We start from the raw sequence: 23,988 nt of genomic DNA, 5'->3' as shown, positions 1-23,988 counted from the left end.
TACTTCAGTCACTTAATGCCTTTTGTTGTTAAAGGTTCTGAAGGATGTCCAGCCATCGGTGGCCCGCGGACCACAATGGGCGGGATGATGCCCTTAAATGGCCTTGCCGTGAAGCGAGTGGATAGGAGGGATGAGCAAACCTGAGTATTTATGTCTATATAACGATATCAGCACTGTTGCATTCACCGATCCTTGCGAAGTGAGGCCATGACATGGACCGATCGATCAATCAATACCGGTGAGGATACCCCACCTGCCCAACCCGCCTTGCCCGAAGTGCCACCGGACCGACCGATCCAATGGCTCACGCAGGGTATGCGGGATTTCCTGAAGGCCCCGTTGCCCGGATTGATCTATGGCCTCATTGCCAGTGGAGCAGGGTATCTGATCCTCTGGGGAGTGCGGGCCGAACCCTTCCTCATTCTCAGCTTTGTGGCGGGCTTTCTGCTGGTGGGCCCCTTGTCTGCTCTGGGCATCTACGAGAGCAGTCGATTATTGGAACAGGGTCAATCCGTCGGTTTCGTCGCTACATGGCGGGTATGGCGCGAAAACCCCGTAACGATAGGGCTTTACATCGCCTTCCTGTCAGTGGTGATGATTGCCTGGATTCGTTTCACCTCCCTGATGCTGGCCCTGTTGTTCGATCGCCTGCCCGCGGGATTGCAAACCGGGTGGTCTCCCTTGTTCACCAGTCTGGAAGGTCTCATGTTCCTGGGCGTTTTCGTTGTCAGCGGTGCGGCAGCGGCTTTTCTGGTCTTCGTGACCGGTGTGGTGACCCTTTGCGTGGTGACCGATCGTCGTGGTGATCTGATCGAGGGGGTTACAACCAGTGTGGGTGTGGTGCGGCGCAACCCTGCCACCATGGCGATATGGGCGATCCTGCTGGTGGGGTTGACTGCTGTGGGTCTGAGTACGCTGATGCTGGGGCTGGTGGTCATTCTGCCGGTTTTGGGGCATGCAACGTGGCGTGCGTACCGGGATCTTGTGCAGTGGCCGGCTTAAGCGCCCGCCTGGTTGAAGGTGCTGTCCAGCGGGTCAGGATCGTCTAGTCTCTCCCTAGGGGGTGGTTGGCGGCTCTTGCAGCCCGCGCAACCCCCGTTCACGACGCAGCCGGGTGCTGCGGGATCGGGCTCCGGCCCGGCCTTTTCAGTCACGCAGATAGGAGGTTCGTCCATGACAACATGGGTCATTGTCGCGGATGCGAGTCGGGCCAGAGTATTCAGTGCCGAAAAGTCCTTCAGCCCCCTGGTCGAAGAGGCAGACTTCACGCATCCCGAGGCCCGATTACACGAACATGACCTGCAAGCCGACCGGATGGGGCGAACATTTGACAGCAGCGGCGACGGGCGTCACGCCATGGGGAAGGAGACGCCGCCCAAAAAGCACGAGGCCAATCGGTTTGCAAGGGAACTGTGTGAGCGGCTCAATGTGGCCCGTGCCAAGGGGCAGTTCACCAAACTCTACATCATCGCCGCCCCGTCGTTCCTGGGGGCGCTGCGCGGCTGCATGAACGCCGTCACGCAGAAGTCCATCGCCGGTGAGATCGACAAGAACCTCACCACTCAGGATCCGGAGGATATCCGCCGGCAGCTACCGCAGTTCCTTTGAGCCAACGGCCCTGCCGGGGCCGTGCCCCCACGCCCGGGGGCATCCCGTGGCGGTGGGGGTGTGCTCAGGACTTTTTTCCTACCAAGGGGACAAAGCGCACTGCCAGCACGCGCTGGCAATCCAGTTCTCCGCTCTCGTTGCGGGTGGCCACCACCAGATCCTGGCTTTGCCAGTCGGAATTCACCGGGATCACCATCCGCCCGTTGGGGCGCAACTGCTCTTCAAGGCTGGCGGGAATGCGAGGGGCGCCGGCGGTGACGATGATGGCATCGAAGGGGGCCTCCTCCGGCCAACCGGCATGACCATCGCCCACTCGGGTATGGACGTTGTCATAGCCCAGGGTTCGCAGGCGTTCGCGAGCACTCTCGGCCAGTTCCGGGATGACCTCAATGGTGAAGACCTCCCTGGCCAGTTCCGCCAGTATGGCGGTCTGGTAACCGCATCCAGTGCCCACTTCCAGCACCCGCGCCTTGGGGGAGAGGTTCAGCAGTTGTGTCATCAAGGCCACCACGAATGGCTGCGAGATGGTCTGCTGGTGGCCAATGGGCAGGGCGGTGTTATCCCATGCCTGGCTCTGTTGTCTGGCCGGCACAAAATGGTGTCGGGGCACCCGGGTCAGGGCCGCTTCCACCTCGGGCGCGAGGGATTGAAGGCCCGTGGTGTCGGCGGTGGCCTCAAAATCGAGGCGAATCTGCTCAATGAGCCGGGTGGCTGGGTCTTTCATCGTGCGGCACCTCCCATTGACGCCTGAATCGAGCCTGGGGAGGCTCGTGTCTCACGGCATGATAGTATTTCGCAGGCGCGCTGTAGAGGCCCGTACCGATCCATCAATGAACTGGGGGCATGCATGAACATGGGAATGGATGAAAAACGTGATTTCCAGCGTTTGCAGGTGGATCATCCGGTCAAGGTGAAGGAAATGGATTCGGGCCGGGAGCATCAGGGACTGGGGCGGGACCTAAGCCCGAATGGCCTGTCCTTTTATCTGGATGATCCACTGCCACTGGGGGCTCAGCTCACGGTAGCGATTGAACCGATCAAGGCCCTGGTGGCGCCTTTCAATGCGGAAGTGGAGGTGTTGCGGGTGGACCCGGAAGGTCTGGGTTACGTGGTGGCCACCAAGATCCAGCGCATGCTGTGATGATCAGTTGCGATGATGCCATCCTGGAGCGCCGGGCCAGGGTTCTCGGGGATGCCCTGCTGGCCCATGGCTGGCAGGTGGCGCTGGCCGAGTCCTGCACCGGGGGCTGGATTGCCAAGGTCATGACCGATATTCCAGGTAGCTCAGCCTGGTTTGATCGGGGTTTTGTGACCTACAGCAACGCCGCCAAGCGGGAGCAGTTGCAGCTAAGCCAGCAGATCCTGGATACCGCCGGTGCCGTGAGTCGCGAGACGGTTCAGGCGATGGTGGAGGGGGTCTTTCGCCATTGTGGTGCCGATCTTGCCGCAGCGGTCAGCGGTATCGCTGGCCCTGGGGGCGGGACGCCCGCCAAGCCGGTGGGCACCGTCTGGGTAGCCTGGGGCGCGAGGGGGCGGTCCATGCATGCTGAGTGCCTGCATCTGAACGGGGGGCGCGAGGCGATACGACGTCAGACTGTGGCCCGGGTGCTGGAGGGCCTGCAAACCCTGTTGGAAAGCCGATGAAGCCCCGTGTCAGGGATTGGCGACGGAGGGCGGGAGTGTGAGATACTTCCACGCTTTCCAGAATGGTTTCAGGGGGCGCCGTGGATGGCGCCTTACCACATGACTAGGGATGATCGAGAGGGCAGGATCTTGGACGAAAATCGTAAAAAGGCGTTGAGCGCGGCACTGGGCCAGATCGAACGGCAGTTCGGCAAGGGCGCTGTGATGCGCATGGGCGATTCCAGCGTGGTGCGCGATGTGTCGGTGGTGTCCACCGGGTCTCTGGCCCTGGATATTGCTCTTGGTGTGGGCGGTCTGCCTCGTGGCCGTGTGGTGGAGATCTTCGGGCCCGAGTCCTCAGGCAAGACCACCCTCACCCTGCAGGTGATTGCCGAGTGCCAGAAGGAGGGCGGCACTGCAGCCTTCGTGGACGCGGAACACGCCCTCGACCCCACGTATGCTCAGGCACTGGGGGTGGACGTGGACAATCTCCTGGTATCCCAGCCCGACACCGGTGAACAGGCTCTGGAGATTGCCGACATGCTGGTGCGTTCCGGTGCCGTGGATGTGGTGGTGGTGGATTCCGTGGCTGCGCTGACCCCCAAGGCCGAAATCGAAGGCGAGATGGGTGATACCCACGTAGGCCTGCAGGCACGCCTCATGTCCCAGGCTCTGCGCAAGCTCACCGCCAACATCAAGCGTTCCAACACCCTGGTGGTGTTCATCAACCAGATCCGTATGAAGATCGGTGTGATGTTCGGTAACCCCGAAACCACCACCGGCGGCAACGCCCTGAAATTCTACTCTTCCGTTCGACTGGATATCCGCCGTACCGGCGCCATCAAGAAAGGCGACGAGGTGGTCGGCAACGAAACACGGGTAAAAGTGGTCAAGAATAAGACAGCCCCGCCGTTTCGTGAGGCGCACTTTGAAATCCTCTATGGCGAGGGCATCTCGCGTCTGGCTGAAGTCATTGACATGGGCGTGAAGGACGGCATTGTCGACAAGGCCGGCGCCTGGTACAGCTACAAGGGGGAACGCATCGGGCAAGGCAAGGATAATGCCCGTAACTTCCTCAAGGAAAATCCCGAGATAGCCGCGGATATCGAGTCCCAGGTCCGTGAGAAGCACATGCCCAAGCGGAAACCAGTCGAGAGTGACAGCAGCGAAAGCGAAGCCGCCGAAGGCTGAACAGGATCCTCAGGATTGCGCCCTGCGCCTGCTGGCACGCCGCGAGCACAGTCGATATGAGCTCGCAGGCAAGCTGGCCGCACGGGGGTTCGCCAGGGATAGCGTGGAAGCGGCGCTGGATGATCTCGAATCCGATGGCTGGCTCAGCGACTCGCGTTTCGTCAGTGAATTTGTACGTTACCGAATCCGCCAGGGCCAGGGCCCTTTGCGCATCACCGCCGATCTTCGCCACCGCGGTATCGATGAGGCGCGGGCCCGCCAGGCCCTGCAAGCAGCAGAGGTGGACTGGCAGGTTCAGGCCCTTGATGTGTACGAGCGCCGCTTTGCCGGCGAGCCACCCCGGGACTACAGGGAACGCGCCCGGCAGATGCGTTTTTTGCAGAGCCGGGGTTTTTCCGCGGAAATCATCCGCCGGGTCATGAATGAAGTAGGCAAGATATGAAAAGCGCCGATATCAGAACGAGTTTCCTCGAATACTTCCGCTCCAAGGGTCATGAAGTGGTGGCTTCGGCCCCCTTGGTCCCCGGAAATGATCCCACCTTGCTGTTCACCAATGCAGGCATGGTGCAATTCAAGGAGACCTTCCTGGGGCTTGAGCAGCGTGCCTACCAGCGGGCGACGTCCTCGCAGCGCTGTGTGCGCGCTGGCGGCAAGCACAATGACCTGGAAAACGTGGGCTACACCGCACGGCATCACACGTTCTTCGAGATGCTGGGCAATTTCAGTTTCGGCGATTACTTCAAACGTGATGCCATTCACTACGCCTGGGAGTACCTCACTCAGGTGCTCAAGATGCCTGCCGACAAGCTTTGGGTGACAGTCTACGAAACAGATGACGAGGCCTACGACATCTGGGTGAAGGAGATCGGCGTTCCCGCGGACCGTGTGACCCGTATTGGTGATGAACCGGGTGGCGGTTCCGACAACTTCTGGCAAATGGGGGATACCGGCCCCTGCGGACCCTGTACCGAGGTTTTTTATGACCATGGCCCGGGTGTCTGGGGTGGTCCCCCGGGTTCGCCCGAGGCTGACGGGGATCGTTACATCGAGATCTGGAACCTGGTCTTCATGCAGTACGACCGGGACAGCGAAGGCACCCTGACCCCCCTGCCCAAGCCTTCCGTGGACACGGGTATGGGCCTGGAACGTCTGGCTGCAGTACTGCAGGGTGTTCACTCCAATTATGAAATCGACCTGTTCCAAAACCTTCTGGATGCCGTGGGTCGCATCATGGGCAGTGACGACACCCATGCCCCCTCCTATAAGGTGATTGCCGACCACATTCGTTCCTGCAGCTTCCTCATTACCGACGGCGTCATGCCAGCCAACGAGGGGCGTGGTTACGTGCTGCGCCGAATCATTCGTCGCGCCGCCCGCCATGGGCACAAGCTGGGCATGACCGATCCCTTCTTCCACCGGCTGGTGGAGCCCCTGGTGCGAGAGATGGGGGAGGCCTATCCCGAACTGGCCAAGGCGCAAAAGCAGGTGGAGCGGGTGCTGCTGCAAGAGGAGGAGCGCTTCCGTGAAACCCTGGAGCATGGCCTCAAGCACCTGGAAGAGGGCCTGGATAAGGTCTCTGACAAGACCATTCCCGGTGGCCTGATTTTCAAGCTTTATGATACCTACGGCTTCCCCGTGGATCTGACGGGCGACATCGCCCGGGAGAAGGGTCTGGAACTGGATATGGCCGGCTTTGAACACGAGATGGAGCAGCAGCGTGATCGTGCCCGGGCCGCCAGCAGTTTCCGTATGTCTGATGCCGGCACGGTGGCCAAGGGCATATCAGACTCCCGCTTTGTGGGCTATGAGCATATTGAGGAGCAGGCCCGTGTCTTGCGCCTGGCCGGTAGTGATGGCAAACCCGTGGACAGCCTGAACGGCTCCAGCGAAGGCAGTGTGGTATTGGATGTCACCCCGTTTTATGGGGAGTCCGGTGGTCAGGTGGGTGACACCGGTTTCATTGAAGGGCCGGATGGCCTCTTCCAGGTGAATGATACGGTGAAGCAGGGTGGCGTGTTCATCCATCGCGGTACCATGTTGCGCGGGACCCTGGAGACCCACGCGACCGTGTCTGCCCGAGTGGATGGTGAACGCCGTCGCGCCGTGGTGCTCAATCACTCGGCCACCCATCTGCTGCACGCCGCCCTGCGCGAGGTCCTGGGCGAGCATGTGCAGCAGAAGGGCTCCCTGGTAGCCCCGGATCGCCTGCGCTTTGACTTCTCCCACTTCGAGCCCATCAGTAGTGAGCAACTGGCCCGTATCGAGCGCATGGTGAACCATGCCATTCGCGCCAATGCCCCAGCCGAGGCTCGCGTCATGCCGATCAAGGAGGCACTGGAAGCGGGGGCCATGGCCCTGTTTGGCGAGAAATACGGCGACGAGGTGCGAGTACTTTCACTGGGCGACTTTTCAGTGGAGCTCTGTGGCGGAATCCATGTGCAGCGTACCGGAGATATCGGTGTGTTCAAGGTGATCAGCGAGGGTGGGGTGGCCTCCGGTATCCGTCGCATCGAAGCCGTCACCGGCGACAATGCCCTGGACCATATGGACGATACCGAAAAGCAACTGGACGAGGCCGCACGGATGCTGCGCGCCGGCAGGGGCGACCTAATCGAAAAGATTCAGCAGGTACTCGATCGACACCGTAGCCTGGAAAAGGAACTGGAGGCCATGAAGGCCAAACTGGCCTCCCAGGCGGGTTCCAGCCTCACCGATCAGGCGGTGGAGGTGAATGGTGTGAAGGTGCTGGCAGCGCGTATGGACGAGGCCGATCCCAAATCCTTGCGGGATACCGTGGATCAACTCAAGAACAAACTGGGCGAGGCCATCATCGTTCTGGCCACGGCCCGCGATGGCAAGGTAAGCCTGGTGGCCGGCGTGACGGCAGGCCATTCCAGCACCATCAAGGCAGGCGAACTGGTGAACCAGGTGGCCCAGCAGGTGGGCGGCAAGGGGGGTGGTCGGCCTGATATGGCCATGGCGGGCGGTAATCGCCCGGAGGCACTGGACGAGGCCCTGGCTTCCGTGAAGGGTTGGGTGGAGTCACGTCTTTAATGGCTGGTCTTGAGCGTTGCCACCCTTTTTGGCTCCGTTCCTCGGCTGGATGGAGGACTTCAGCGCCTGGTGCGGACATACTGCTTTCGTGTACCCCGCTGCCTGTTGTCTAATGTCAACCTTATACCCAAGTAAATTAATATGGCATTGATCGTTCAAAAATACGGCGGAACCTCGGTAGGCAGCGTGGAGCGTATCCAGCACGTGGCCGATCGCGTGAGTCAGTCGCGTCGCCAGGGCCACGATGTGGTGGTGGTGGTATCCGCCATGAGCGGGGAGACCGACCGATTGCTGGGGCTGGCCCGCAGTATCCGCAGTGACGCCGACGGTCGAGAACTCGATGTGCTGCTGTCCACCGGTGAACAGGTGACCATCGCCCTGTTGTCCATGGCCCTGGAGAGCAAGGGGTGCCCAGCCCGCTCCTATACCGGTGCCCAGGTGCACATCCGTACTGACAGTGCCCACAACAAGGCACGGATCCAGGAGATCGATGGTGCCCGGGTGCGCCGTGATCTGGCTGACGGCAAGGTGGTGGTGGTCGCCGGTTTCCAGGGCGTGGATGAGTCGGGCAATATCACCACCCTGGGCCGTGGTGGCTCCGACACCACAGCCGTGGCCCTGGCGGCGGCCCTCAAGGCCGAGGAATGTCAGATCTTCACCGACGTGGATGGGGTGTATACCACCGATCCCCGTGTCGTACCCCAGGCCCGGCGACTGGACCGCATCACCTTTGAGGAGATGCTGGAAATGGCCAGCCTGGGATCCAAGGTCCTGCAGATCCGCGCTGTGGAGTTTGCAGGAAAATACAATGTACCGTTGCGTGTTCTATCCTCCTTTCAGGAAGGAGGAGACGGCACGCTCATCACCTTTGAGGAAGGGAGCATGGAACAGGCGCTCATTTCCGGAATCGCCTTCAACCAGAACGAAGCCCAGCTGACGGTGACGGGGGTTCCCGACCAGCCCGGCGTGGCCTACCGCATTCTTGGTGCGGTCGCTCAGGCCAACATCGAGGTGGATATGATTGTGCAGAACGTGGGGGCCGACGGCACCACCGACTTCACTTTCACCGTTCACCGCAACGATTTCGACAAGGCCATGGGCATCGTGCGTGCCCGGGCCGAGGCCCTGGGTGCCCGCGAGGTCTCCGGAGATCCAAAAATCGTCAAGATCTCTATTGTGGGCGTGGGCATGCGCTCGCACGCCGGCATTGCCAGCAAGATGTTCGAGGCCCTGGCGGGAGAGGGCATCAATATTCGTATGATCTCCACTTCGGAAATCAAGATCTCCGTGGTGGTGGACGAGAAATACCTGGAGTTGGGGGTGCGCGCACTGCACGATGCCTTTGAATTGGAGCGGGCACCTGCGGCGTAATGCGTTTTGACTGGGCCCGGGAGGGTGGACAGAGGATATATCCACTTTCCTGAGGTCCATCCAGGTTGAAGTCGGCACATGATGGCCGACCGGCACCAGGCCATAGAGTCTGGTTTACTATAAAACCAAGGTGATTGAAGTTCAGATTGGAGAAAAGGAAATGTTGATTCTTACTCGTCGGGTAGGCGAAACGCTGATGATCGGTGATGAAGTCACCGTGACCGTGCTGGGTGTGAAAGGTAACCAGGTTCGCGTCGGCATCAATGCACCTAAAGATGTGGCTGTGCATCGGGAAGAAATCTACGAGCGCATTCAGCGCGAGCAGGATCCCGATGATTACGTGGCTGGTAACGACCAGCCCTGAAAAGTGCCGGTGGAGTGACCGTACCCGGACGGGGCAGGGCGGGCGATTCGCAGGGCGTCCAACCTTTCCGGGTGGCGGTGTACTCCGGTCTTTACGGGAGCTTATCAAGAAGGTACCATACTGGCCTTCAATGAAGTCCCCCTCCCGGAGAGATGGCCGAGCGGCTGAAGGCGCTCCCCTGCTAAGGGAGTATGGGTCAAAAGCCCATCGAGGGTTCGAATCCCTCTCTCTCCGCCATACGATGCATCGAAGCCCCTGATTTCAGGGGCTTTTTTGTTTGCTGTCTGTGGCGATTGGCTCTGAGAGGGTAGGTGTGGGCACATCACCCGTCGGATCCTCGTAGACGCGTTTCTGTGAAGTCTCTGTCGAGGCCTGGGTAATGTCCTCGCTCGCGTCCGGGACTCTCGGGGTGACGGTCCCCTCAAAGCAACCCGGACGACTGTCCGGCTCCGCCCAGATGCGCCGCACAGAAATCCGGATCAGGGTCAGTTCATGTGACCATCCGGCACCGGCCACCGTGGTATGCCAGATGGCGCGCTCCCCGCAGGGTTCCAGTATCCCGTGCTCCTGGAGCGTGTCGTAGATCCGGTCGTTGGAGGAGGGGATGCCGGAATGACCCTCTGCGATGAGGTGGGCCCGCAGGGCATCAATGGCCCGTTTCGAGACCAGCCAGAGATCATCTCCCACCAGCCATCCGGCAGCGCCATTGCGGTTCAGGGGCAGTTCTCCCTGATCAAGCAGGTATCTCAGCCCAGTCAGCAGGCGTTCCCACAGTGGCCTGGTTCTGGTGGGCGCCACCCGGGGTGAATCACCGGCGCCCAGATTTCTTGCCACCGAAGATGACATTGGTGCCTGCGGCGGCGCCGGTGCTGGCCAACACCAGTGAGAAGCGGCCGCGCACGGCGCCGTGACCGACTGCAGCCGCGATGGAGGAGCTCATCAGCACAGTAAAACTAGACTTGCTGAGTGCGCATTCTGTGCGTAAACTGTGCACCCTTGGATTATCCCGTCTGGAGTAACGTCATGACCGCCATCTTCGCAGACGTGCTCGAGTCGACGCGCGAAGTCGGTACTTCGCGGTTCTCCGCATCGAATGTCGCCACCATTCTCGGCATGCAGCAGCAAGACCTGGCCGAGTTGGCGGGTGTCCATCGCAACACCCTTCGCACCCACCCGGAATCCCCCAAACTCCAATCCGCACTACGTGACCTCATGCGGGTGTTGTCGGCGGCCATGGCGGTGGAGTCGGATCTGCAGCGAGCCATCTTCCTGGTCAAGAACGAGCCCATTCCGGCCTTCCGCCACAAGACCGTGTTGCAATTGGTACAGGAAGGTCGCACCGACGATGCGATTGGCTATCTGGAGTCGATCAGCACCGGTTTCGTCGGGTGATCCTCGTTAACCTCCCTGCCGGTACTATCTTATTCCGGGCGCATACCCCGCAGTGGGCCAGCAGACCGACAAGCGGCGCGGGTGCCGCGCTCCAGGGGGGGGCGTTTTAACCGAGACGGCGTTGAGGCACTGTATCTATCGCTGGACGAGGTGACTGCGTTGCGTGAGTACCAGCAGACCTCACCCTTCCTGCCGCCCTGTACGATGTGCTCCTACACCGTGACGCTCCGAGATCTGGTTGACCTTCGCCAGTTGTATCGTGGGGAGCCCTGGGACGACCTCTGGCATGATTGGCGCGAGGATTGGCGGCACCTGAGGTTCGATCTTCACATCGAACCCCCCACTTGGGTTCTTGCAAACATGGTGTTGGCCCGTGGCTGCACCGGCATCCTTTTCCCGAGCCAGGTGCATGAAGGTGGTACGAACCTCATCGTGTACTCAGCCCGTCTCAAGCATGGGAATTCGGTCATGGTGAACGACCCGGACAGGCGGCTTCCCCGCGATCAATCCAGTTGGGTGCGCTGATGAACTGGCATACCATTGGCGCCGCCGGCCTACCATCAGCTGTCGGCTGTCTTCTCGGGGGCATGCGCGTATCGCTGGCTGACCGGCCCAGGCATATCAGCTTCCAAGGTGGGCGTCCAGAGCGGGCATGCTGCCAAGCTGTCCCGTCAACTCGCTGTGCTGAATCGGGCTAGCGCCCCGGAGGACATGAATCTGCCGGGCTGGTCTTTGCACCCACTCAGGGGCAACCTGTCGGAGCATTGGTCCGTTTCGGTCAGCGGCAACTGGCGGCTGACCTTCAGGTTCGATAACGGTGATGCAATCCTGGTCGATTATCAGGACTACCACTGAGGAGGGGCATGATGACGATGCACAATCCGCCGCACCCCGGAGAAATACTGCGCGATGACGTGTTGCCAGCGCTTGCCGTCATTTCATCAACCCAATGGGAGCTATCGATGACATTTCGCAAGACAGTCCTGACTCTGGCCATCACGTCTCTCTTTGCACTGGGGGGGGGAGTGGGTTGATTCGTCAGGCGACTCCAACGGCACAGCCAAACGGAAGAGCGACTCGATCCGTGCCGCAAAATAGGGGTGCGGCGCGCGAGACTCATTTTGAGGAGGCCAGATGGCACAGGCGATAGCGGTGGCAGTAGAACCCGTGGTGATTTTCCTTAAAAAGAACAAGGAGTATTACTTTTGGGTCTTTGGGTGCCTGATGGTGCTGTCCCAGACGGCACTGGCCGATGTTCCTGGAGTTGAGTTGGCACAGGTGGAGAAGTCCGAGGTCGTTGAGGAGGTGCGCCTGAATGGCACGGTCAATGCGCTGCGAACTTCGGCCCTGTCTACATTGGTTCCGGGGCAAGTGGATGAAGTGATGGTGGAAGTGGGTGACCGGGTTCACCAGGGGGATCCCCTGATCCGACTGGACTCGGAACTGGCGCAACTGACCCTGGAGAGTGCCCGCGCCGAGACACGAGAGGCGCGGGCTCGACTTGCCGAAGCGCGTCGCCGACTGGAGGAGGCGGAGCGTGTCGGAGCCGGTGGCCATATTGCCCGCACCGAAATCGGCACCCGCGAGAGTGAAGTGGCCACCGCCGAGGCCACTGTGGCTCGTCTGCAGGCAGCCGAGAGGCGCGAGCAGGCGGTGGTCCGATACCATCGCATCGATGCGCCCTTTGATGGGGTGGTGACCGAACGTTATAGCGATCTGGGCGAGTGGGTGGATCCGGGATCTGAGCTCCTGCAACTGGTGGACACCGAGAACCTGCGGCTGGATTTTCGGGTACCGCAGGAATTTCATGGGCGGCTCGATGAGCGGACCATGCTGGAAGTATGGCTGCGTGGCCGGGCCCAGGAAGCGCTGCAAGCAGAGATTCGCACGGTGGTGCCGGTGAATGATGCCCAGGCACGGACCTTCCTGATCCGGGCCGCCAGGCCGGAGGGACGGGACCTGCCGCCGGGTACCGCCCTTTCGGGCCTCCTCAGGATTCGTCAGGGCGAGGAAGGTCTGTCGATACCTCGGGATGCGATCAACCGGTATCCCGAGGGCCGCACCACGGTCTGGGTTGCCGAACAGGACGACGGGGATAAGGGGCATTACCGTGTGACCGAACAGCGCGTCCGCCTTGGTGTCAGTTACGATGAGCGGGTGGTGGTCACCAACGGCCTCAAGGAAGGCCAATGGGTGGTTTCGCGGGGCAATGAGGTGCTGGAGGAAGGCATGCGGGTGAGGCTGTCTGAAAGGGAAAGCAACTGATGTTCGCCGCCATTATCCGTCACGGTATCCTGGTGACGGTGATCACCCTGATCCTGGTGATTCTCGGCGTGGCGGCGGCCTTGCGCATTCCGGTGCAGATGATTCCGGATCTGGAGGTCCGCACCGTGACGATCGAGACCCGCTGGCCGGGTGCCACGCCCCAGGATATCGAGAAGGAAATCCTGATCGAGCAGGAGCGCTATCTGCGCAATGTGCCCAACCTCAGCCGCATGTCTTCCAGCGCCAACAGCGGCGCATCCGAGATCGAGCTGGAATTTCCATTCGGTGTCGACATCACCGAAACCCTGATCCAGATCAATAATGCCCTGACCCAGGTACCGGACTACCCTCAGAACGTGGACGAACCGCGGGTGGTGGCGGCCTCGTTCTCCGCCAATGCCTTCATGTACTACCGGGTATCCACGCTGGAGGGCAACCCGAAGGATCTCGATATCGACCTGATGAAGGACTTTGTCGAGGATGAGGTGCGTCCCCGCATGGAGGGCGTCTCCGGTGTCTCGGAAGTGACGGTCGGTGGTGGCGCCGATCGCCAGATGCAGATCATTGTGGATGAGCAGGAACTCGCCCAGCGGGGTATCAGCCTGCTGCAGTTGCGCGATGCCATCACCGCGCGCAACCAGGATATCTCCGGCGGTGAAGTGGATTCCGGCAAGCGTCGGTACTTGCTGCGCACTGTGGGTCGCTTCGAGACTGCCCGGGAGCTTGAGTCGCTGGTGATCGCTCGCACTGGAGACAGCGTTCTGCGTCTGTCCGATGTGGCCAGGGTGGAGCAGGGGCAGGCCCGTCAGCAGGCGGTTTCCTATGTGAACGGGCAGCGGGTCATCGGCCTTCAGGTGCGCCGCGAGAGCGGCTCCAACGTCATCGATATCAAGCGCAACATGATCGCCGAGGTGGAGCGAATCAATCGGGAACTGCTCGAGCCCGAAGGTTTGCAACTCACGCTCAACACCGATGACGTGCGTTATGTGGAGGCCTCCATCGTCAATGTCTGGACCAACCTGGGCATTGGGGCGGTCTTTGCAACCCTGGTAATGTATGCCTTCCTGCGCTCATCCAGGGCGACCTTTGTGGGCGTGGTGGGCATCCCGCTGTGCGCCCTGGCGGCATTTCTCGGGCTCATGATCACAGGCCGTACCATCAACGTGATTTCCCTGGCGGGCATCGCCTTTGCCATCGGTATGACGGTGGACAACACCATCGTTGTGCTGGAAAACATCGAACGTCATCGTCGCCTGGGGCTGGACCGTTTCAGGTCGGCCCTGCAAGGGGTCCAGGAGGTCTGGCCAGCCGTGCTGGCTTCCACCAGCACCACGGTGCTCGTGTTCTTGCCGATCCTGTTTATCCAGGAAGAGGCCGGACAGCTCTATTCGGACGTGGCCATTGCCATCTCCTCGGCCATCATTGTCTCCATGGTGGTGGCGGTCATCCTGATTCCCACCCTCAGTTCCCGCCTGAAGTTCGCCAGTGATAATCGCCATCTGCCGATGGATGAGGATGGCAATGTGCTGGGCGCCCGCTGGGAGCGGTTCGTGATCCACCGGGTTCGCTGGCTGATCGCCACACCGATGCGGCGGCTTGCGGCGATCGTCCTGACGGTGGCCTGCAGCGCCCTGATCATTGTCTTTTTGACGCCCCCGGCGGAATACCTGCCCGAGGGTGAGGAGCCCAAGACCTTCGCGGTGATGAACGCACCGCCCGGTTACAACCTGCGGGAAATGGAATCCTACGCCAAGGAAGTGGAGGCGCACTTCCTGCCGCACGTAGGCGCCGATGGCGAGGCCTATGCCCGGGGAGAGACCAGCGTACCCCCTTTGCGCAACCTGAATATGCAGGTCCAGCCCACCCATGTGCGGATCATCTCGGAAACCCTCGACCCGACGCACATCGAGGCCCTGATGGATGAGATCACTCGGTTTTACGAGGGCTTCCCGGGAATGCGGGCCTTTGCCTCCAAGGGCTCGATTATCTCCAGCAATGACGGCGGAACCCGTAGTATCAACGTGGATGTATCTGGCGCCAACCTGCAGGATATTTACCAAACGGCAAACCGTGTGTACGAGCGGGCGCAGGATATCTTCGATCGCCCCCGCATCCAGACCCAACCTTCGGCACTCACACTGGGACAGCCGCTTATAGAGGTTCGGCCCGATTATGAGAAGGCTGCGGAACTGGGTCTTGATACCGAGGCGATTGGCTTCACTGTGGCCTCCATGACGGAAGGCGCCTACGTGGATGACTTTTTCCTTGACGATGACAAGATCGATATCTACCTCTACGGGGAGCAGGGGCGGGATACAGGTCTTGGGCGGCTGTCCAATGTCCTGGTGCACACGGAACAGGGGGCGACCCTGCCGTTGTCCAGCCTGGCGAGTATCGAGGAAACCGTGGCTAGCAGCACCGTGCGACGGGTCGACGGCCGTCGCACCGTGACACTGAATATCATCCCGCCCGATGACGTGGCCCTGGAAGCCGGTGTTGAGCGGGTCCGCGACGATCTGGTGCAGGCCATGCGCGACGCAGGTGAGGTGCCATCGGGCATCACCATGACCCTGTCCGGTGCCAGTGATCAGCTAGAGGCCACCCGGAATGCCCTCAGTGGCAATTTTCTGATTTCCCTGTCCATCGTCTATCTGCTGCTGGTGGCCATCTTCTCTCACTGGGGTTTCCCGTTGCTGATCATGACGGCCATTCCTCTGGGTATTGCCGGTGGTATCGTCGGCCTCGCCCTGATGAACCTGGTAGGTTCCATGCTGCCCGTCATCGGTCTGCAGCCGTTGCGTCAGCCCTTTGACATGATCACCATGCTCGGTTTTCTGATCCTGCTGGGGACGGTAGTAAACAATCCGATCCTGGTGGTGGATCAAGCCCGGATGAATCTTCGGCGCGCTGGGATGAGTGTGGTGGAAGCTGTGGCCCGGGCGGTCCAGACCCGGTTGCGACCGATTGCCATGACCACCCTGACAACTGTATGTGGGTTGTCACCGCTGGTCTTTCTGCCCGGTGAGGGAACAGAGCTGTACCGGGGCGTCGGCGTGATCGTCCTGTTCGGCCTGATGGGAGCTGCGGTGGTGACCCTGACCTTCCTGCCAGCCCTCTCTGTCTTTGTCCTGACAAAGGGCGGTCATCGAGCGATGGACGTACGCCACGACTTGTAATACCGTCTGTCAGGCCAACAAAGAGAGATAGATCGAGGAGACAAAAATGAAGAAGATCCTGATAGGTATTGCCGCCGCTGCCCTGATGGCCCCGGCCTTCGCCGACGAGATGGCCACACCTGATGAGGCCAAGGCGATGAGCGAGAAGGCACAGAGCGCCGTCAACGAGATGGGTAGCGAGGCGGCCTTCGCAGCCTTCGCCGACCCGGAGGGTGACTTCCAGGAGAAGGATCTCTACGTGTTCTGCATGGACATGGATGGGGTCATGCTGTCGCACGCGGTGAAGCCCGAGCTGGCCGGCAAGAACCTGCTCGATTTCAACGAATACGGGGATCTGCTGTTCCAGGATATGGTCACTCTGGCCCAGGAGTCCGGCGAAGGCTGGGTGGACTACAACTGGCCTTATCCTGGCACTGATGAGATCAAGCAGAAGACGAGCTACATTGCGACCAACGACGAGGGCTTCTTCTGCGGGGTCGGCGCCTACAAATAACCTGATTTCCCAGCCCCGTGAAATGTTCTGGGGCCGGCGCTAACCTGGCATGGGGTGGCACAGGACGTGCTGCCCCATCTTTTCGTTATACAGGGCAAGTCAGTCTCACTCCGGTCGGGACTTGACCTCGCGCAAGCTTTTTCGTCTTCGCCCCGGGAAGCTGTATCGTTTGCTTGACATCTTTTCGCGTCAACGTAGACTTACATCCAGGCTACAGTTCGGGTGATTCAGGCAGTCGAGATTCAGCAACGCGAATACTGTGGCAGTGCTTGGAAGATCACCGATTTCCTCAAGAAATCCGGTTTTTAAACCTAGAGGGCTTTACCCATGAGCGAATACAGAGCGAGCAAGCCGAGCAACCCCGCTGACGACTGGAAGCTGTGGCTGGTAGTCAATCCAGGTACCTGGCTGATGCCGATCCTGATGACTGTACTGGTGGTGGCTCTGGTAGTGCACGCCTTCGTTTACAGCAATGACAGCTACAACCCGCTGACGTACGAAGTGTCCGCGGAAGCCGTTGCTGAATAATCTGACGTAATTGGAGGGTTTATACCATGTATGACAGCATTTCCGGCCTGAGCGAAGAGCAGGCACAAGAATTCCACGAACAGTTCAAGACCACCTTCACCGTGTTCATGGTGCTGGCCGCTGTGGCCCACTTCCTGGTGTATCTGTGGAGACCGTTCTACTAAGAACGGAATGGCTGTCTTTTTGAGGCAGCGGTACGGGTGGAGGAGTGACCGGTGTACCCGTGGTTGATCGGGCTCATCGGCTTCCTCCACCTTCCCACTTTCTTTCCGTTTCTTTCCTTGTATTCCCTACATGTGGCGAGATGAGGGCGTAGGTAGGAGTTTGACTAAAAGCATCGGGTATTGCAACCCCCTGCGCATGCTTTATCGCCAGTCCTCCGAATTTCCCGGTGTCTCTCCGACGCCATCGGCCCCCACTCCGTCAAATCCCTGACACTACGTGAAATCTGCACCTCTCATCGGTGCCGGTCCCTCTTCTGCGTGGCCGAAAACCGGCAAGGCCTGGCCGCTTCACGCAGCTTCAAACCTTAATTGATGATCCTGGGCGGCCATTGGTTGCCACCCGAGAAGGATCTGATCGAGATGGCATGCACCGTGCATCGGATGTTCCAAACAACATCAAACGGGTGCACCGATGCGCAAGAAAATTCTCTGGGTTTTAGGTGGCTTGGTCTTTATGGTCCTGATGACCCTGCTGGCCTCCACCGTGGGTCTGGCCTGGGCCAACCTCCCTGGGCTGCTGCTTGTGGTGGGTGGAACCTGGCTAGCCTCCGTCATCGGACATTCCCCGAAACCGGTCATGGACTTGCTCAAGCGTCTGCCTGAACTGTTCAGACAGCCTCCGGTTGTCCATCTGCCCACCCAGGATCATAAGCGTCTGCTTCAGGTGGCCGATTTGTGTCGCCGTGGTCAGGTGCGCAGCGCCGAGAATACTGCCAAGGATATCGGGGACCCTTTTCTAAGAGCCGGGAGCCGGTTGGCCCTCGACCGTCATAGCGGTGACGAACTGCTGCGCATGCTGCAATGGCGCATCCGCCGCCAGAAAGAGTCGGATCATCGGGATATCCGCATCCTGCGCACCATGGCCACGTTCGCCCCGGCGTTCGGCATGCTTGGCACGCTAGTGGGGCTGGTGGCCTTGTTGGGCAACCTGGGTACCTCCGGCCTGGAATACGTGGGACTGGCCATGGGTTTTGCCTTGATGAGCACGCTCTATGGTCTGCTGGCGGCTAATCTCCTCTTCAAACCTCTGGCCCTCAAACTGGAGGATCGATCCCGGCACCAGCTGCTTTACATGAATTTCCTGCTGGATGCGGTGCTGATGCTCCATGAACGTCAACATCCCGTCATGATCAACGAATTTCTGGAGTCCGTTCCCCGTGATGAAGCCGTTGAACCGGCAAGGGCACCGCTCAGGGCTTTATCACAGGAGAGGCTGAGGGCATGACGACTTCTGTCTGGCGCACGACTGCAGACCACCGGAATGGCCCTGCTGAGGTCTCTTACCGGGATCGGGAACGCGTTGAGTTCGAAGAACCAGGGCAGGGAGGGGATGGCGGTTGGACAGTGGGCTACCTGGATGTGTTGCTGGTGCTGGTAACACTGTTTGCCGCCTTGCTGGCTGCGGCCTATCTGCAGATCGATGAACTAAAGGAGCAGTTCGCCAAGGTGGAAGGTGAACCGGAAGCCGCATACCAGCAAACCCTGGTGGATCCGGTGATGCCGGTCGCTTTTCCGGGCATCCCAGCCCTTGAGGCGATGCCCGTATGGCTCGAGGAGTCGGCCCCGCCGCCGATATCATCGGCATCCCATCTCGCGCCTGAACTGTTGACCCAGACCCTCCCGGCTTTGGCCGCGGTGGAGGAGGCTCCGATTGTTCGTATTGAGTCGGTACCGGCGCCTATCCTGCTTGAACCTGTCGAGCCCCTGCGGATGCCGCCGGAACTCGAGGCGCTGGCCAGCCTGGTGGCGAGCCAGGGGGCAGAACAATCGCTGGAGCTGATCATCGAGGATCATCAGGTACGTCTGGAAGTGGGTAATGACATCCTGTTCCCTTCTGGTGCAGCCCAGTTGAGTGCGGCGGGCCTGGATCTTCTGGCGGAGGTCTATCAGGTTCTTGCCCAGGAGCCATTGAGTATTATCGTTGAGGGGCACACGGATAATGTCCCCATCAATACGGAGCGATTTCCCTCCAACTGGGAGCTATCCTCCCTGCGCGCTACCACGGTGGCCCGGCAACTCATTGAACTGGGTATACCTGCCGAGCAATTGCGCGTTGCGGGTCATGCCCACACACGCCCCAGGGTCGCTAACGACACGCCGGAAAATCGTGCCCTGAACCGCCGCGTGAGCCTGGTGCTTGAGGTGCCCCAGTAAAGAGATTTGTTTTATTCTTGCCTATACTGATGGGCATGATAATACTCAATACCATTATGGATCTGGCGCTGACGGCGGCCCCCTGGCTGCTCCTGGGTTTGTTGGTCGCAGGCCTTATCAAGGGGTTTCTCTCCGAGGCCCGAATGAAGAGTTGGGTGGGTGGGGAAGGCTTGAAGGGCATTTCCCGGGCTGCCGTCATCGGTGCGCCATTGCCCTTGTGCTCCTGTGGGGCGATCCCCACCGGCCTTGCCTTGTACCGGGGTGGGGCAGGGCGAGGGCCTTCCACCGCCTTCATGATTGGCACGCCAGGGATCGGGGTGGATTCGCTGGCCATCAGCTATGCCTTGCTCGGTCCCTTCATGATGGTGGCAAGGGCGGCGGGTGCGGTCACAACGGCCGTGACCACTGGACTGCTGGTCAACCTGAGTCGCCCCACTGTGACGCCGAGCCCCGAATCTCCTGATTCAGGCGCGACGGAAGACAGCTGTTCCAGCGGTTGTTGCAACACGGGTTGCGACGGCGATCCCAAGCCTGAACCACAGGCTGCAGCGGCAGGCGTGGCAGGGTGGCGGGTTCGCCTGGCCTCCGGCATGCGCTATGCCTTCTCCGATCTACTGGATGACATCAGCACCTGGATACTGGCTGGGCTGATCCTTGCCGGTGCGCTGGTGGCCCTGGTGCCCCCGGAGTCCCTCTCGCAATGGGGTAGTGGGCCGCTGGCCATGCTGGTGATGGCTCTGATCGGGGTGCCGCTTTACATTTGCGCCACCGCAGCCACACCGGTGGCGGCGGGAATGCTGATGGCCGGTGTCTCCCCTGGCACGGCGCTGGTCTTCCTGCTGGCGGGACCCATCACCAGCATGGCCACGCTGGGGGTTTTGCGCCGGGAAATGGGCAATCAGGCTCTGGCACTTTACATGACCGGCATCGTGACCACCACGATCGCACTGGGGCTGACATTGGATCTGATTGTGAAGGCCAGTGGCCTGGATCTTGTTCAGCAACTGGGGGCAGCCCGTGAGTTGACACCCATGTGGCTGGAAATCACCGCCCTGGTGATCCTTCTGGCTGTGGCAATTCGCCCGGTACGCCGAGTCCTGATGCCTCGCTGGAGCTGAGCCATGTGTAGACATGAAGGGATGGACCTGATTGAACCACTCACATGCTAGATCAGGGCCAAGTGGCCGGCCTGGATGGCTGCCGGGGGCGATGGTTGTGCGTGATGGGCGATCCCCAGTGCCCTGAGACGATCCGCGCCTTGATCCTGGAGAACCCAGGCGATCTCCTGCGCCTGGATCCCCGTCCCCAGGTGGTGGGTGCGGACATCCCCATTGGCCTGGCAGACACGGCACCTCGCCGTGCCGATAGGGAGGCCCGTCAGCGCCTGGGTCGCCCGCGCGGCAGCAGCGTGTTTCCGGCACCCTTGCGGGTGATGATGAAGGCTCCATCCTACGAGCAGGCCTGCCTCATGGGTCGCCAGCAGGCGGGGCGGGCCCTGTCCCGGCAGGCCTGGAACATCATTCCCATGATCCGAGCCATGGACGACTTCCTGCAGGCGGGTAATGACCGTCAGGCCTGGGTACGGGAGGTGCATCCTGAACTGAGCTTTCAGGCCTGGAATCAGGGGCTGGCCATGACCCACAACAAGAAGACCCCTGTTGGGCGGCAGGAGCGACACCAGTTGGTGGAAGCGACGTTTCCAGGAGCCTACGAGGCGGCCTGCAGTGATCTGGTCAACGAACGCTACGCACCGGACGACTTGCTGGATGCCTTCGCCGTATTCTGGACCGCGGCGCGGATTGCGCAAGGGCGCGCCATCCAACTGCCCGAGATGCCCGAGAAGGACGCGACCGGATTACGGATGGAAATAATGTTTTAATGAACCCTACCCGGAACACGTGGATACCATGATCACGCAACTGACCCAACCTGGATGGGACGCAGGTGGTGGACGAAGAAATCCTCTTCGAAGAGGTGGGTGAGCGCATCCGGGATGTACGCACAGGGCCCGATGGTGCCCTGTACCTGCTTACGGACAAGGCGGATGGGCGCGTGCTGCGGGTGGATGCACCGCCGGCCCGGTGATGGCGCTGATGGGCTGGATTAAGACTCACCGTCCGGTACGCGCTCCAGGATGATGGAGAAATTATTCACCGGCATGTCGATCACGGATTGCAGCGATAGCCCGTGTTCCCGCCCCAAGGTTTCGATGTCTGCGATGTCCCGCACGCCCCAGTCCGGGTTCTGGGCCCGAAGGTACTGGTCAAACCGCTGGTTGCTGGGCGCTGTGTGCGTCCGGTCGCGGGAGTAGGGGCCGTAGAGGTAGAGTAGACCGCCGGGTGTGAGGTACTGGCCAGCACCTCTCATCAGGCCTTCCGTGGTGGCCCATGGCGAGATGTGCGTCACATTGATGCAGACCATCGCGGCAAACCCATCCGCGGGCGGGCGATCCGATTGCCCCAGCCCCCAATCCGCCTGACCCGCATCCAGCCGCACCGGCGCCTTGAGATTGGGCAGGGACGCGCTCTCCCGCCAAGCCGCAATACTGCTCAGGTGATGCGGATCCACATCGGTGGGCCACCAGGTGATCCCGGGGAATGCGCGGGCAAAGTCCACCACATGCTGGCCAGTGCCGCTGCCCACCTCCAGCACGTGGCCGCTCACATCCGCAAGGGCATCCCGCAGGACGTCCAGAATGGGGGTGATGTTTTCGTGGTAGGAGGGCGAATCCAGGCGAGCGTTGGCGGACATGAAGTCAGGCTCCAGGGCTCATTGGTGTGGGTCGTGTGCGGCGACTGGGGCAATCAGCATGAGGGAACCTCGAAAAATCGCCCCAGTCAGGGCATCATACCCCCAACGCTCCCAATCGGGTGGATACCCGTCGTGCAATCCGGATTCACTGACCAGGAACCCATTGGGCAGGGCCCCGTGCATGCATCCTCCTCAAGCGCTGCCAATACCCAAGCTCAAAGCCCTCGGTGGACTCGACCGCGATCTGCAACAGTCGTTGTTGAGCCAGATCCGCGACCTCTGGACCCATACCTCCACCGCTCTGGAGGGCAACAGCCTCACCCTGGGCGAGACCAAGTTCATCATCGAGGAGGGGCTGACGGTCTCCGGCAAGCCGTTGAAGGATCATCAGGAGGTGATGGGGCATGCCCGCGCCATCGCACTGGTCTACAACGCGCTGGGCGGGGCGGTCACCGAATCGCACTTGTTTGACCTGCACCGGGCGGTGCAATCAGAACTCGTGGCGGACATCTACAAGCCCTGCGGGGCCTGGAAAGTGGAGCCCAACGGCACCTATGCCGTCACCGAGGAGGAGCGCCAGACCTTCATCGAGTACGCCTCGCCCGAAGACGTGCCCGCACTGATGGCGGGGTGGCTGGCGGAGCTCAATCGGCTCGCTGACGAATCCCTGAGCGAGACGGACGCGGTCGATGCCTATGCCCGGTTGCACCTGGGGTTCGTCCACGTACATCCGTTCTGGGACGGCAACGGGCGCCTGGCCCGCCTGTTGAGCAACATCCCGGTGCTGCGCTGTGGTCATCTGCCGGTGGTGATCGATGTGCGCGACCGCAAGGAATACATCGACATCTTGGCCCAATACGAGCTGGCAAGCGGGCAACTCACCGCCGACACCGGTGTCTGGCCCGCCGAGGCCCAGGAGGCACCCTTCCGGGCGTTCTGTCAGCGGTCCTACCAGGCAACGCGGCAACTGGTTGAACAGGCGAGTGAGCAGCAGGCGAGGCGCGACCTTCGCCGCAACGTACACAAACCGCACTCGGATCGGGATGACGAATGACTGGCTGAACCGCCAGGGTTTAATCAGCATCCGCGATCAATGGATGAAAGCGCATGGTGATGCCTGAAATCGTCGTGTGCTCCCTTCTTATGAACCGCTCGGTGCGGACCCGCATGCCAGGTGGCGTGGGGAGGTCGGGCTAAACACCCGCCCTTACCCGATTCGCCATTAAATCCCCAGTTTCTCGCGGACTTCCGATAATGGTGTGCCTGAACTCCCACCCTCTGCCTCTTTGGCTTCCCTCAAGTCACGCAAATCCTCATAGTCGGAAAGAGCCTCCATGAGGCTCTCAAACTCTTCATAAGGAAGAACAGCGAATTCCTTCTTACCGTCACGTTCCAGGATGTTTGGATGTACTTCAATCATCTTAGGTGCCTCTCTTATATATCTCTTTACGATGTTTGATCCGGTAAATCATGACCAGATCAGGCGTTTCTATCTCGAATAGCGCACGATAGTTACCGACGCGCAGCCTGTATTCTGGGCTAAAATTGGTCAGCTTTTTCACATCGCCACTCAGATTGTCACATAGTGACTCCAAGGCATTCGCCATCCGTGCCGCGTCAGACTTGGGAAGCGACCTCAGGTAATTTACTGCCTTTGGCTTTAGTTCAATTCGATATTTCACATATCCAGCCTTCATGTCTCGAAAACATCAATCAGGCGAACGCCCGCCATCACCGGTGACAAAACCGGAGCAAAGCGGAGGTTTTGGCATCCGGTGGATGGCCTGGTTAGCT

Annotated in this window: 29 protein-coding genes and 1 tRNA gene; 24 read left to right on the top strand and 6 right to left on the bottom strand. The window is 60.5% G+C overall.

Going from position 1 to position 23,988, the window contains the following annotated elements; translation table 11 throughout:
* The first annotated feature begins 207 nt into the window (after positions 1–207).
* Positions 208–1,002 carry a DUF2189 domain-containing protein gene (locus LPW29_RS08850; protein ID WP_238627702.1) on the top strand — a complete coding sequence of 265 codons (795 nt, stop codon included), beginning with the start codon at positions 208–210 and terminating at the stop codon, positions 1,000–1,002.
* 171 nt (positions 1,003–1,173) lie between these two features.
* Positions 1,174–1,608, top strand: coding sequence for a host attachment protein (locus LPW29_RS08845; RefSeq protein ID WP_090252813.1), 435 nt, complete (start codon positions 1,174–1,176; stop codon positions 1,606–1,608).
* Positions 1,609–1,672: 64 nt separating this feature from the next.
* Here the strand turns inward: LPW29_RS08845 and LPW29_RS08840 are convergent, their stop codons facing one another.
* Positions 1,673–2,332 carry a protein-L-isoaspartate(D-aspartate) O-methyltransferase gene (locus LPW29_RS08840; protein ID WP_090252816.1) on the bottom strand — a complete coding sequence of 220 codons (660 nt, stop codon included), beginning with the start codon at positions 2,330–2,332 and terminating at the stop codon, positions 1,673–1,675.
* Between the two features lie 135 nt (positions 2,333–2,467).
* On the opposite strand from LPW29_RS08840, the gene LPW29_RS08835 reads away from it, so the two are divergent.
* From LPW29_RS08835 to LPW29_RS08800, 8 genes are all read left to right on the top strand, one after another.
* Positions 2,468–2,749 (top strand): PilZ domain-containing protein, encoded by a 282-nt coding sequence (locus tag LPW29_RS08835; protein WP_177169883.1) that lies wholly within the window; start codon positions 2,468–2,470, stop codon positions 2,747–2,749.
* On the top strand, positions 2,749–3,252 hold the full coding sequence (locus LPW29_RS08830; RefSeq protein ID WP_090252821.1) for a CinA family protein: 504 nt from the start codon (positions 2,749–2,751) through the stop codon (positions 3,250–3,252). Before LPW29_RS08835 ends, LPW29_RS08830 begins: the two co-directional genes overlap by 1 nt.
* Positions 3,253–3,381: 129 nt before the next feature.
* Positions 3,382–4,422 carry a recombinase RecA gene (recA, locus tag LPW29_RS08825; RefSeq protein WP_274520322.1) on the top strand — a complete coding sequence of 347 codons (1,041 nt, stop codon included), beginning with the start codon at positions 3,382–3,384 and terminating at the stop codon, positions 4,420–4,422.
* On the top strand, positions 4,388–4,864 hold the full coding sequence (locus LPW29_RS08820) for a regulatory protein RecX (protein ID WP_238627700.1): 477 nt from the start codon (positions 4,388–4,390) through the stop codon (positions 4,862–4,864). Before recA ends, LPW29_RS08820 begins: the two co-directional genes overlap by 35 nt.
* Complete coding sequence (gene alaS, locus LPW29_RS08815; protein WP_238627699.1) at positions 4,861–7,476, top strand: alanine--tRNA ligase; 2,616 nt, start codon at positions 4,861–4,863, stop codon at positions 7,474–7,476. The genes LPW29_RS08820 and alaS overlap by 4 nt, the downstream gene beginning before the upstream one ends.
* Before the next feature lie 141 nt (positions 7,477–7,617).
* Positions 7,618–8,847: an aspartate kinase gene (locus LPW29_RS08810; protein ID WP_090252829.1), complete on the top strand. Its 1,230-nt coding sequence runs from the start codon at positions 7,618–7,620 to the stop codon at positions 8,845–8,847.
* A gap of 160 nt (positions 8,848–9,007) precedes the next feature.
* Positions 9,008–9,211, top strand: coding sequence for a carbon storage regulator CsrA (gene csrA / locus LPW29_RS08805; protein ID WP_090252830.1), 204 nt, complete (start codon positions 9,008–9,010; stop codon positions 9,209–9,211).
* A 146-nt stretch (positions 9,212–9,357) separates the two neighbouring features.
* Positions 9,358–9,448, top strand: a tRNA-Ser gene (locus LPW29_RS08800).
* 24 nt (positions 9,449–9,472) lie between these two features.
* On the opposite strand, the gene LPW29_RS08795 is transcribed toward LPW29_RS08800, so the two are convergent.
* Complete coding sequence (locus LPW29_RS08795) at positions 9,473–10,009, bottom strand: TraI domain-containing protein (protein WP_370642831.1); 537 nt, start codon at positions 10,007–10,009, stop codon at positions 9,473–9,475.
* A gap of 10 nt (positions 10,010–10,019) precedes the next feature.
* A complete protein-coding gene (locus tag LPW29_RS15505) occupies positions 10,020–10,151 on the bottom strand; it encodes a hypothetical protein (RefSeq protein WP_255705772.1) in 132 nt (43 codons plus the stop codon).
* An 83-nt stretch (positions 10,152–10,234) separates the two neighbouring features.
* Between LPW29_RS15505 and LPW29_RS08790 the strand changes: the two genes are divergently transcribed.
* From LPW29_RS08790 to LPW29_RS08730, 13 genes are all read left to right on the top strand, one after another.
* Positions 10,235–10,603, top strand: a complete 369-nt coding sequence (locus LPW29_RS08790) for a DNA-binding protein (RefSeq protein ID WP_238627698.1) — start codon at positions 10,235–10,237, stop codon at positions 10,601–10,603.
* An 81-nt stretch (positions 10,604–10,684) separates the two neighbouring features.
* A complete protein-coding gene (locus LPW29_RS08785; protein WP_238627697.1) occupies positions 10,685–11,128 on the top strand; it encodes an RES family NAD+ phosphorylase in 444 nt (147 codons plus the stop codon).
* A 108-nt stretch (positions 11,129–11,236) separates the two neighbouring features.
* On the top strand, positions 11,237–11,458 hold the full coding sequence (locus tag LPW29_RS08780) for a type II toxin-antitoxin system RelE/ParE family toxin (protein ID WP_238627696.1): 222 nt from the start codon (positions 11,237–11,239) through the stop codon (positions 11,456–11,458).
* Positions 11,459–11,737: 279 nt separating this feature from the next.
* A complete protein-coding gene (locus LPW29_RS08775; protein ID WP_238627695.1) occupies positions 11,738–12,868 on the top strand; it encodes an efflux RND transporter periplasmic adaptor subunit in 1,131 nt (376 codons plus the stop codon).
* The gene (locus LPW29_RS08770) at positions 12,868–16,044 is read left to right on the top strand and encodes an efflux RND transporter permease subunit (RefSeq protein ID WP_238627694.1); all 3,177 of its coding nucleotides are present in this window, start codon (positions 12,868–12,870) and stop codon (positions 16,042–16,044) included. The genes LPW29_RS08775 and LPW29_RS08770 overlap by 1 nt, the downstream gene beginning before the upstream one ends.
* Positions 16,045–16,090: 46 nt before the next feature.
* A complete protein-coding gene (locus tag LPW29_RS08765) occupies positions 16,091–16,537 on the top strand; it encodes a cache domain-containing protein (protein ID WP_238627693.1) in 447 nt (148 codons plus the stop codon).
* Positions 16,538–16,864: 327 nt separating this feature from the next.
* A complete protein-coding gene (gene pufA / locus LPW29_RS08760; RefSeq protein WP_090252844.1) occupies positions 16,865–17,065 on the top strand; it encodes a light-harvesting antenna LH1, alpha subunit in 201 nt (66 codons plus the stop codon).
* 26 nt (positions 17,066–17,091) lie between these two features.
* Complete coding sequence (pufB, locus tag LPW29_RS08755) at positions 17,092–17,229, top strand: light-harvesting antenna LH1, beta subunit (RefSeq protein ID WP_090252848.1); 138 nt, start codon at positions 17,092–17,094, stop codon at positions 17,227–17,229.
* Between the two features lie 514 nt (positions 17,230–17,743).
* Complete coding sequence (locus LPW29_RS08750; protein ID WP_238627692.1) at positions 17,744–18,514, top strand: motility protein A; 771 nt, start codon at positions 17,744–17,746, stop codon at positions 18,512–18,514.
* Positions 18,511–19,443, top strand: coding sequence for an OmpA/MotB family protein (locus tag LPW29_RS08745; protein ID WP_238627691.1), 933 nt, complete (start codon positions 18,511–18,513; stop codon positions 19,441–19,443). The genes LPW29_RS08750 and LPW29_RS08745 overlap by 4 nt, the downstream gene beginning before the upstream one ends.
* 29 nt (positions 19,444–19,472) lie before the next feature.
* Positions 19,473–20,561 (top strand): SO_0444 family Cu/Zn efflux transporter, encoded by a 1,089-nt coding sequence (locus LPW29_RS08740; RefSeq protein WP_238627718.1) that lies wholly within the window; start codon positions 19,473–19,475, stop codon positions 20,559–20,561.
* A 44-nt stretch (positions 20,562–20,605) separates the two neighbouring features.
* Positions 20,606–21,322, top strand: coding sequence for a DUF429 domain-containing protein (locus LPW29_RS08735; protein WP_238627690.1), 717 nt, complete (start codon positions 20,606–20,608; stop codon positions 21,320–21,322).
* Positions 21,323–21,372: 50 nt separating this feature from the next.
* Entirely contained in the window at positions 21,373–21,528 is a 156-nt protein-coding gene (locus LPW29_RS08730) for a PQQ-dependent sugar dehydrogenase (protein WP_370642832.1), read from the top strand.
* Positions 21,529–21,546: 18 nt separating this feature from the next.
* Here LPW29_RS08730 and LPW29_RS08725 read toward each other — a convergent pair whose 3' ends face one another.
* Positions 21,547–22,194 (bottom strand): DUF938 domain-containing protein, encoded by a 648-nt coding sequence (locus LPW29_RS08725; protein WP_238627689.1) that lies wholly within the window; start codon positions 22,192–22,194, stop codon positions 21,547–21,549.
* 181 nt (positions 22,195–22,375) lie between these two features.
* Here LPW29_RS08725 and LPW29_RS08720 point away from each other — a divergent pair, with 181 nt between their 5' ends.
* Positions 22,376–23,248, top strand: a complete 873-nt coding sequence (locus LPW29_RS08720; RefSeq protein WP_238627688.1) for a Fic family protein — start codon at positions 22,376–22,378, stop codon at positions 23,246–23,248.
* A gap of 168 nt (positions 23,249–23,416) precedes the next feature.
* Here the strand turns inward: LPW29_RS08720 and LPW29_RS08715 are convergent, their stop codons facing one another.
* Entirely contained in the window at positions 23,417–23,614 is a 198-nt protein-coding gene (locus tag LPW29_RS08715; RefSeq protein ID WP_238627687.1) for a type II toxin-antitoxin system Phd/YefM family antitoxin, read from the bottom strand.
* A gap of 1 nt (position 23,615) precedes the next feature.
* Complete coding sequence (locus LPW29_RS08710; protein WP_238627686.1) at positions 23,616–23,891, bottom strand: type II toxin-antitoxin system RelE family toxin; 276 nt, start codon at positions 23,889–23,891, stop codon at positions 23,616–23,618.
* Positions 23,892–23,988: the final 97 nt, after the last annotated feature.

This window comes from Ectothiorhodospira sp. 9100 (genome assembly GCF_022227565.1).
Lineage (GTDB): Bacteria > Pseudomonadota > Gammaproteobacteria > Ectothiorhodospirales > Ectothiorhodospiraceae > Ectothiorhodospira > Ectothiorhodospira marina.
Note: the sequence above shows the minus strand (reverse complement) of the source record. Positions and strands in the feature narration are given on the sequence as shown.

Bases quoted from the DNA above. Each gene is read 5' to 3' on its own strand.
- LPW29_RS08850 (WP_238627702.1), top strand. From the start codon at position 208: ATGACATGGACCGATCGATCAATCAATACCGGTGAGGATACCCCACCT.
- LPW29_RS08845 (WP_090252813.1), top strand. From the start codon at position 1,174: ATGACAACATGGGTCATTGTCGCGGATGCGAGTCGGGCCAGAGTATTC.
- LPW29_RS08840 (WP_090252816.1), bottom strand. From the start codon at position 2,332: ATGAAAGACCCAGCCACCCGGCTCATTGAGCAGATTCGCCTCGATTTT.
- LPW29_RS08835 (WP_177169883.1), top strand. From the start codon at position 2,468: ATGGATGAAAAACGTGATTTCCAGCGTTTGCAGGTGGATCATCCGGTC.
- LPW29_RS08830 (WP_090252821.1), top strand. From the start codon at position 2,749: ATGATCAGTTGCGATGATGCCATCCTGGAGCGCCGGGCCAGGGTTCTC.
- alaS (WP_238627699.1), top strand. From the start codon at position 4,861: ATGAAAAGCGCCGATATCAGAACGAGTTTCCTCGAATACTTCCGCTCC.
- LPW29_RS08810 (WP_090252829.1), top strand. From the start codon at position 7,618: ATGGCATTGATCGTTCAAAAATACGGCGGAACCTCGGTAGGCAGCGTG.
- csrA (WP_090252830.1), top strand. From the start codon at position 9,008: ATGTTGATTCTTACTCGTCGGGTAGGCGAAACGCTGATGATCGGTGAT.
- LPW29_RS15505 (WP_255705772.1), bottom strand. From the start codon at position 10,151: ATGAGCTCCTCCATCGCGGCTGCAGTCGGTCACGGCGCCGTGCGCGGC.
- LPW29_RS08790 (WP_238627698.1), top strand. From the start codon at position 10,235: ATGACCGCCATCTTCGCAGACGTGCTCGAGTCGACGCGCGAAGTCGGT.
- LPW29_RS08775 (WP_238627695.1), top strand. From the start codon at position 11,738: ATGGCACAGGCGATAGCGGTGGCAGTAGAACCCGTGGTGATTTTCCTT.
- LPW29_RS08770 (WP_238627694.1), top strand. From the start codon at position 12,868: ATGTTCGCCGCCATTATCCGTCACGGTATCCTGGTGACGGTGATCACC.
- LPW29_RS08765 (WP_238627693.1), top strand. From the start codon at position 16,091: ATGAAGAAGATCCTGATAGGTATTGCCGCCGCTGCCCTGATGGCCCCG.
- pufA (WP_090252844.1), top strand. From the start codon at position 16,865: ATGAGCGAATACAGAGCGAGCAAGCCGAGCAACCCCGCTGACGACTGG.
- pufB (WP_090252848.1), top strand. From the start codon at position 17,092: ATGTATGACAGCATTTCCGGCCTGAGCGAAGAGCAGGCACAAGAATTC.
- LPW29_RS08750 (WP_238627692.1), top strand. From the start codon at position 17,744: ATGGTCCTGATGACCCTGCTGGCCTCCACCGTGGGTCTGGCCTGGGCC.
- LPW29_RS08745 (WP_238627691.1), top strand. From the start codon at position 18,511: ATGACGACTTCTGTCTGGCGCACGACTGCAGACCACCGGAATGGCCCT.
- LPW29_RS08740 (WP_238627718.1), top strand. From the start codon at position 19,473: ATGGGCATGATAATACTCAATACCATTATGGATCTGGCGCTGACGGCG.
- LPW29_RS08735 (WP_238627690.1), top strand. From the start codon at position 20,606: ATGCTAGATCAGGGCCAAGTGGCCGGCCTGGATGGCTGCCGGGGGCGA.
- LPW29_RS08725 (WP_238627689.1), bottom strand. From the start codon at position 22,194: ATGTCCGCCAACGCTCGCCTGGATTCGCCCTCCTACCACGAAAACATC.
- LPW29_RS08720 (WP_238627688.1), top strand. From the start codon at position 22,376: ATGCATCCTCCTCAAGCGCTGCCAATACCCAAGCTCAAAGCCCTCGGT.
- LPW29_RS08715 (WP_238627687.1), bottom strand. From the start codon at position 23,614: ATGATTGAAGTACATCCAAACATCCTGGAACGTGACGGTAAGAAGGAA.
- LPW29_RS08710 (WP_238627686.1), bottom strand. From the start codon at position 23,891: ATGAAGGCTGGATATGTGAAATATCGAATTGAACTAAAGCCAAAGGCA.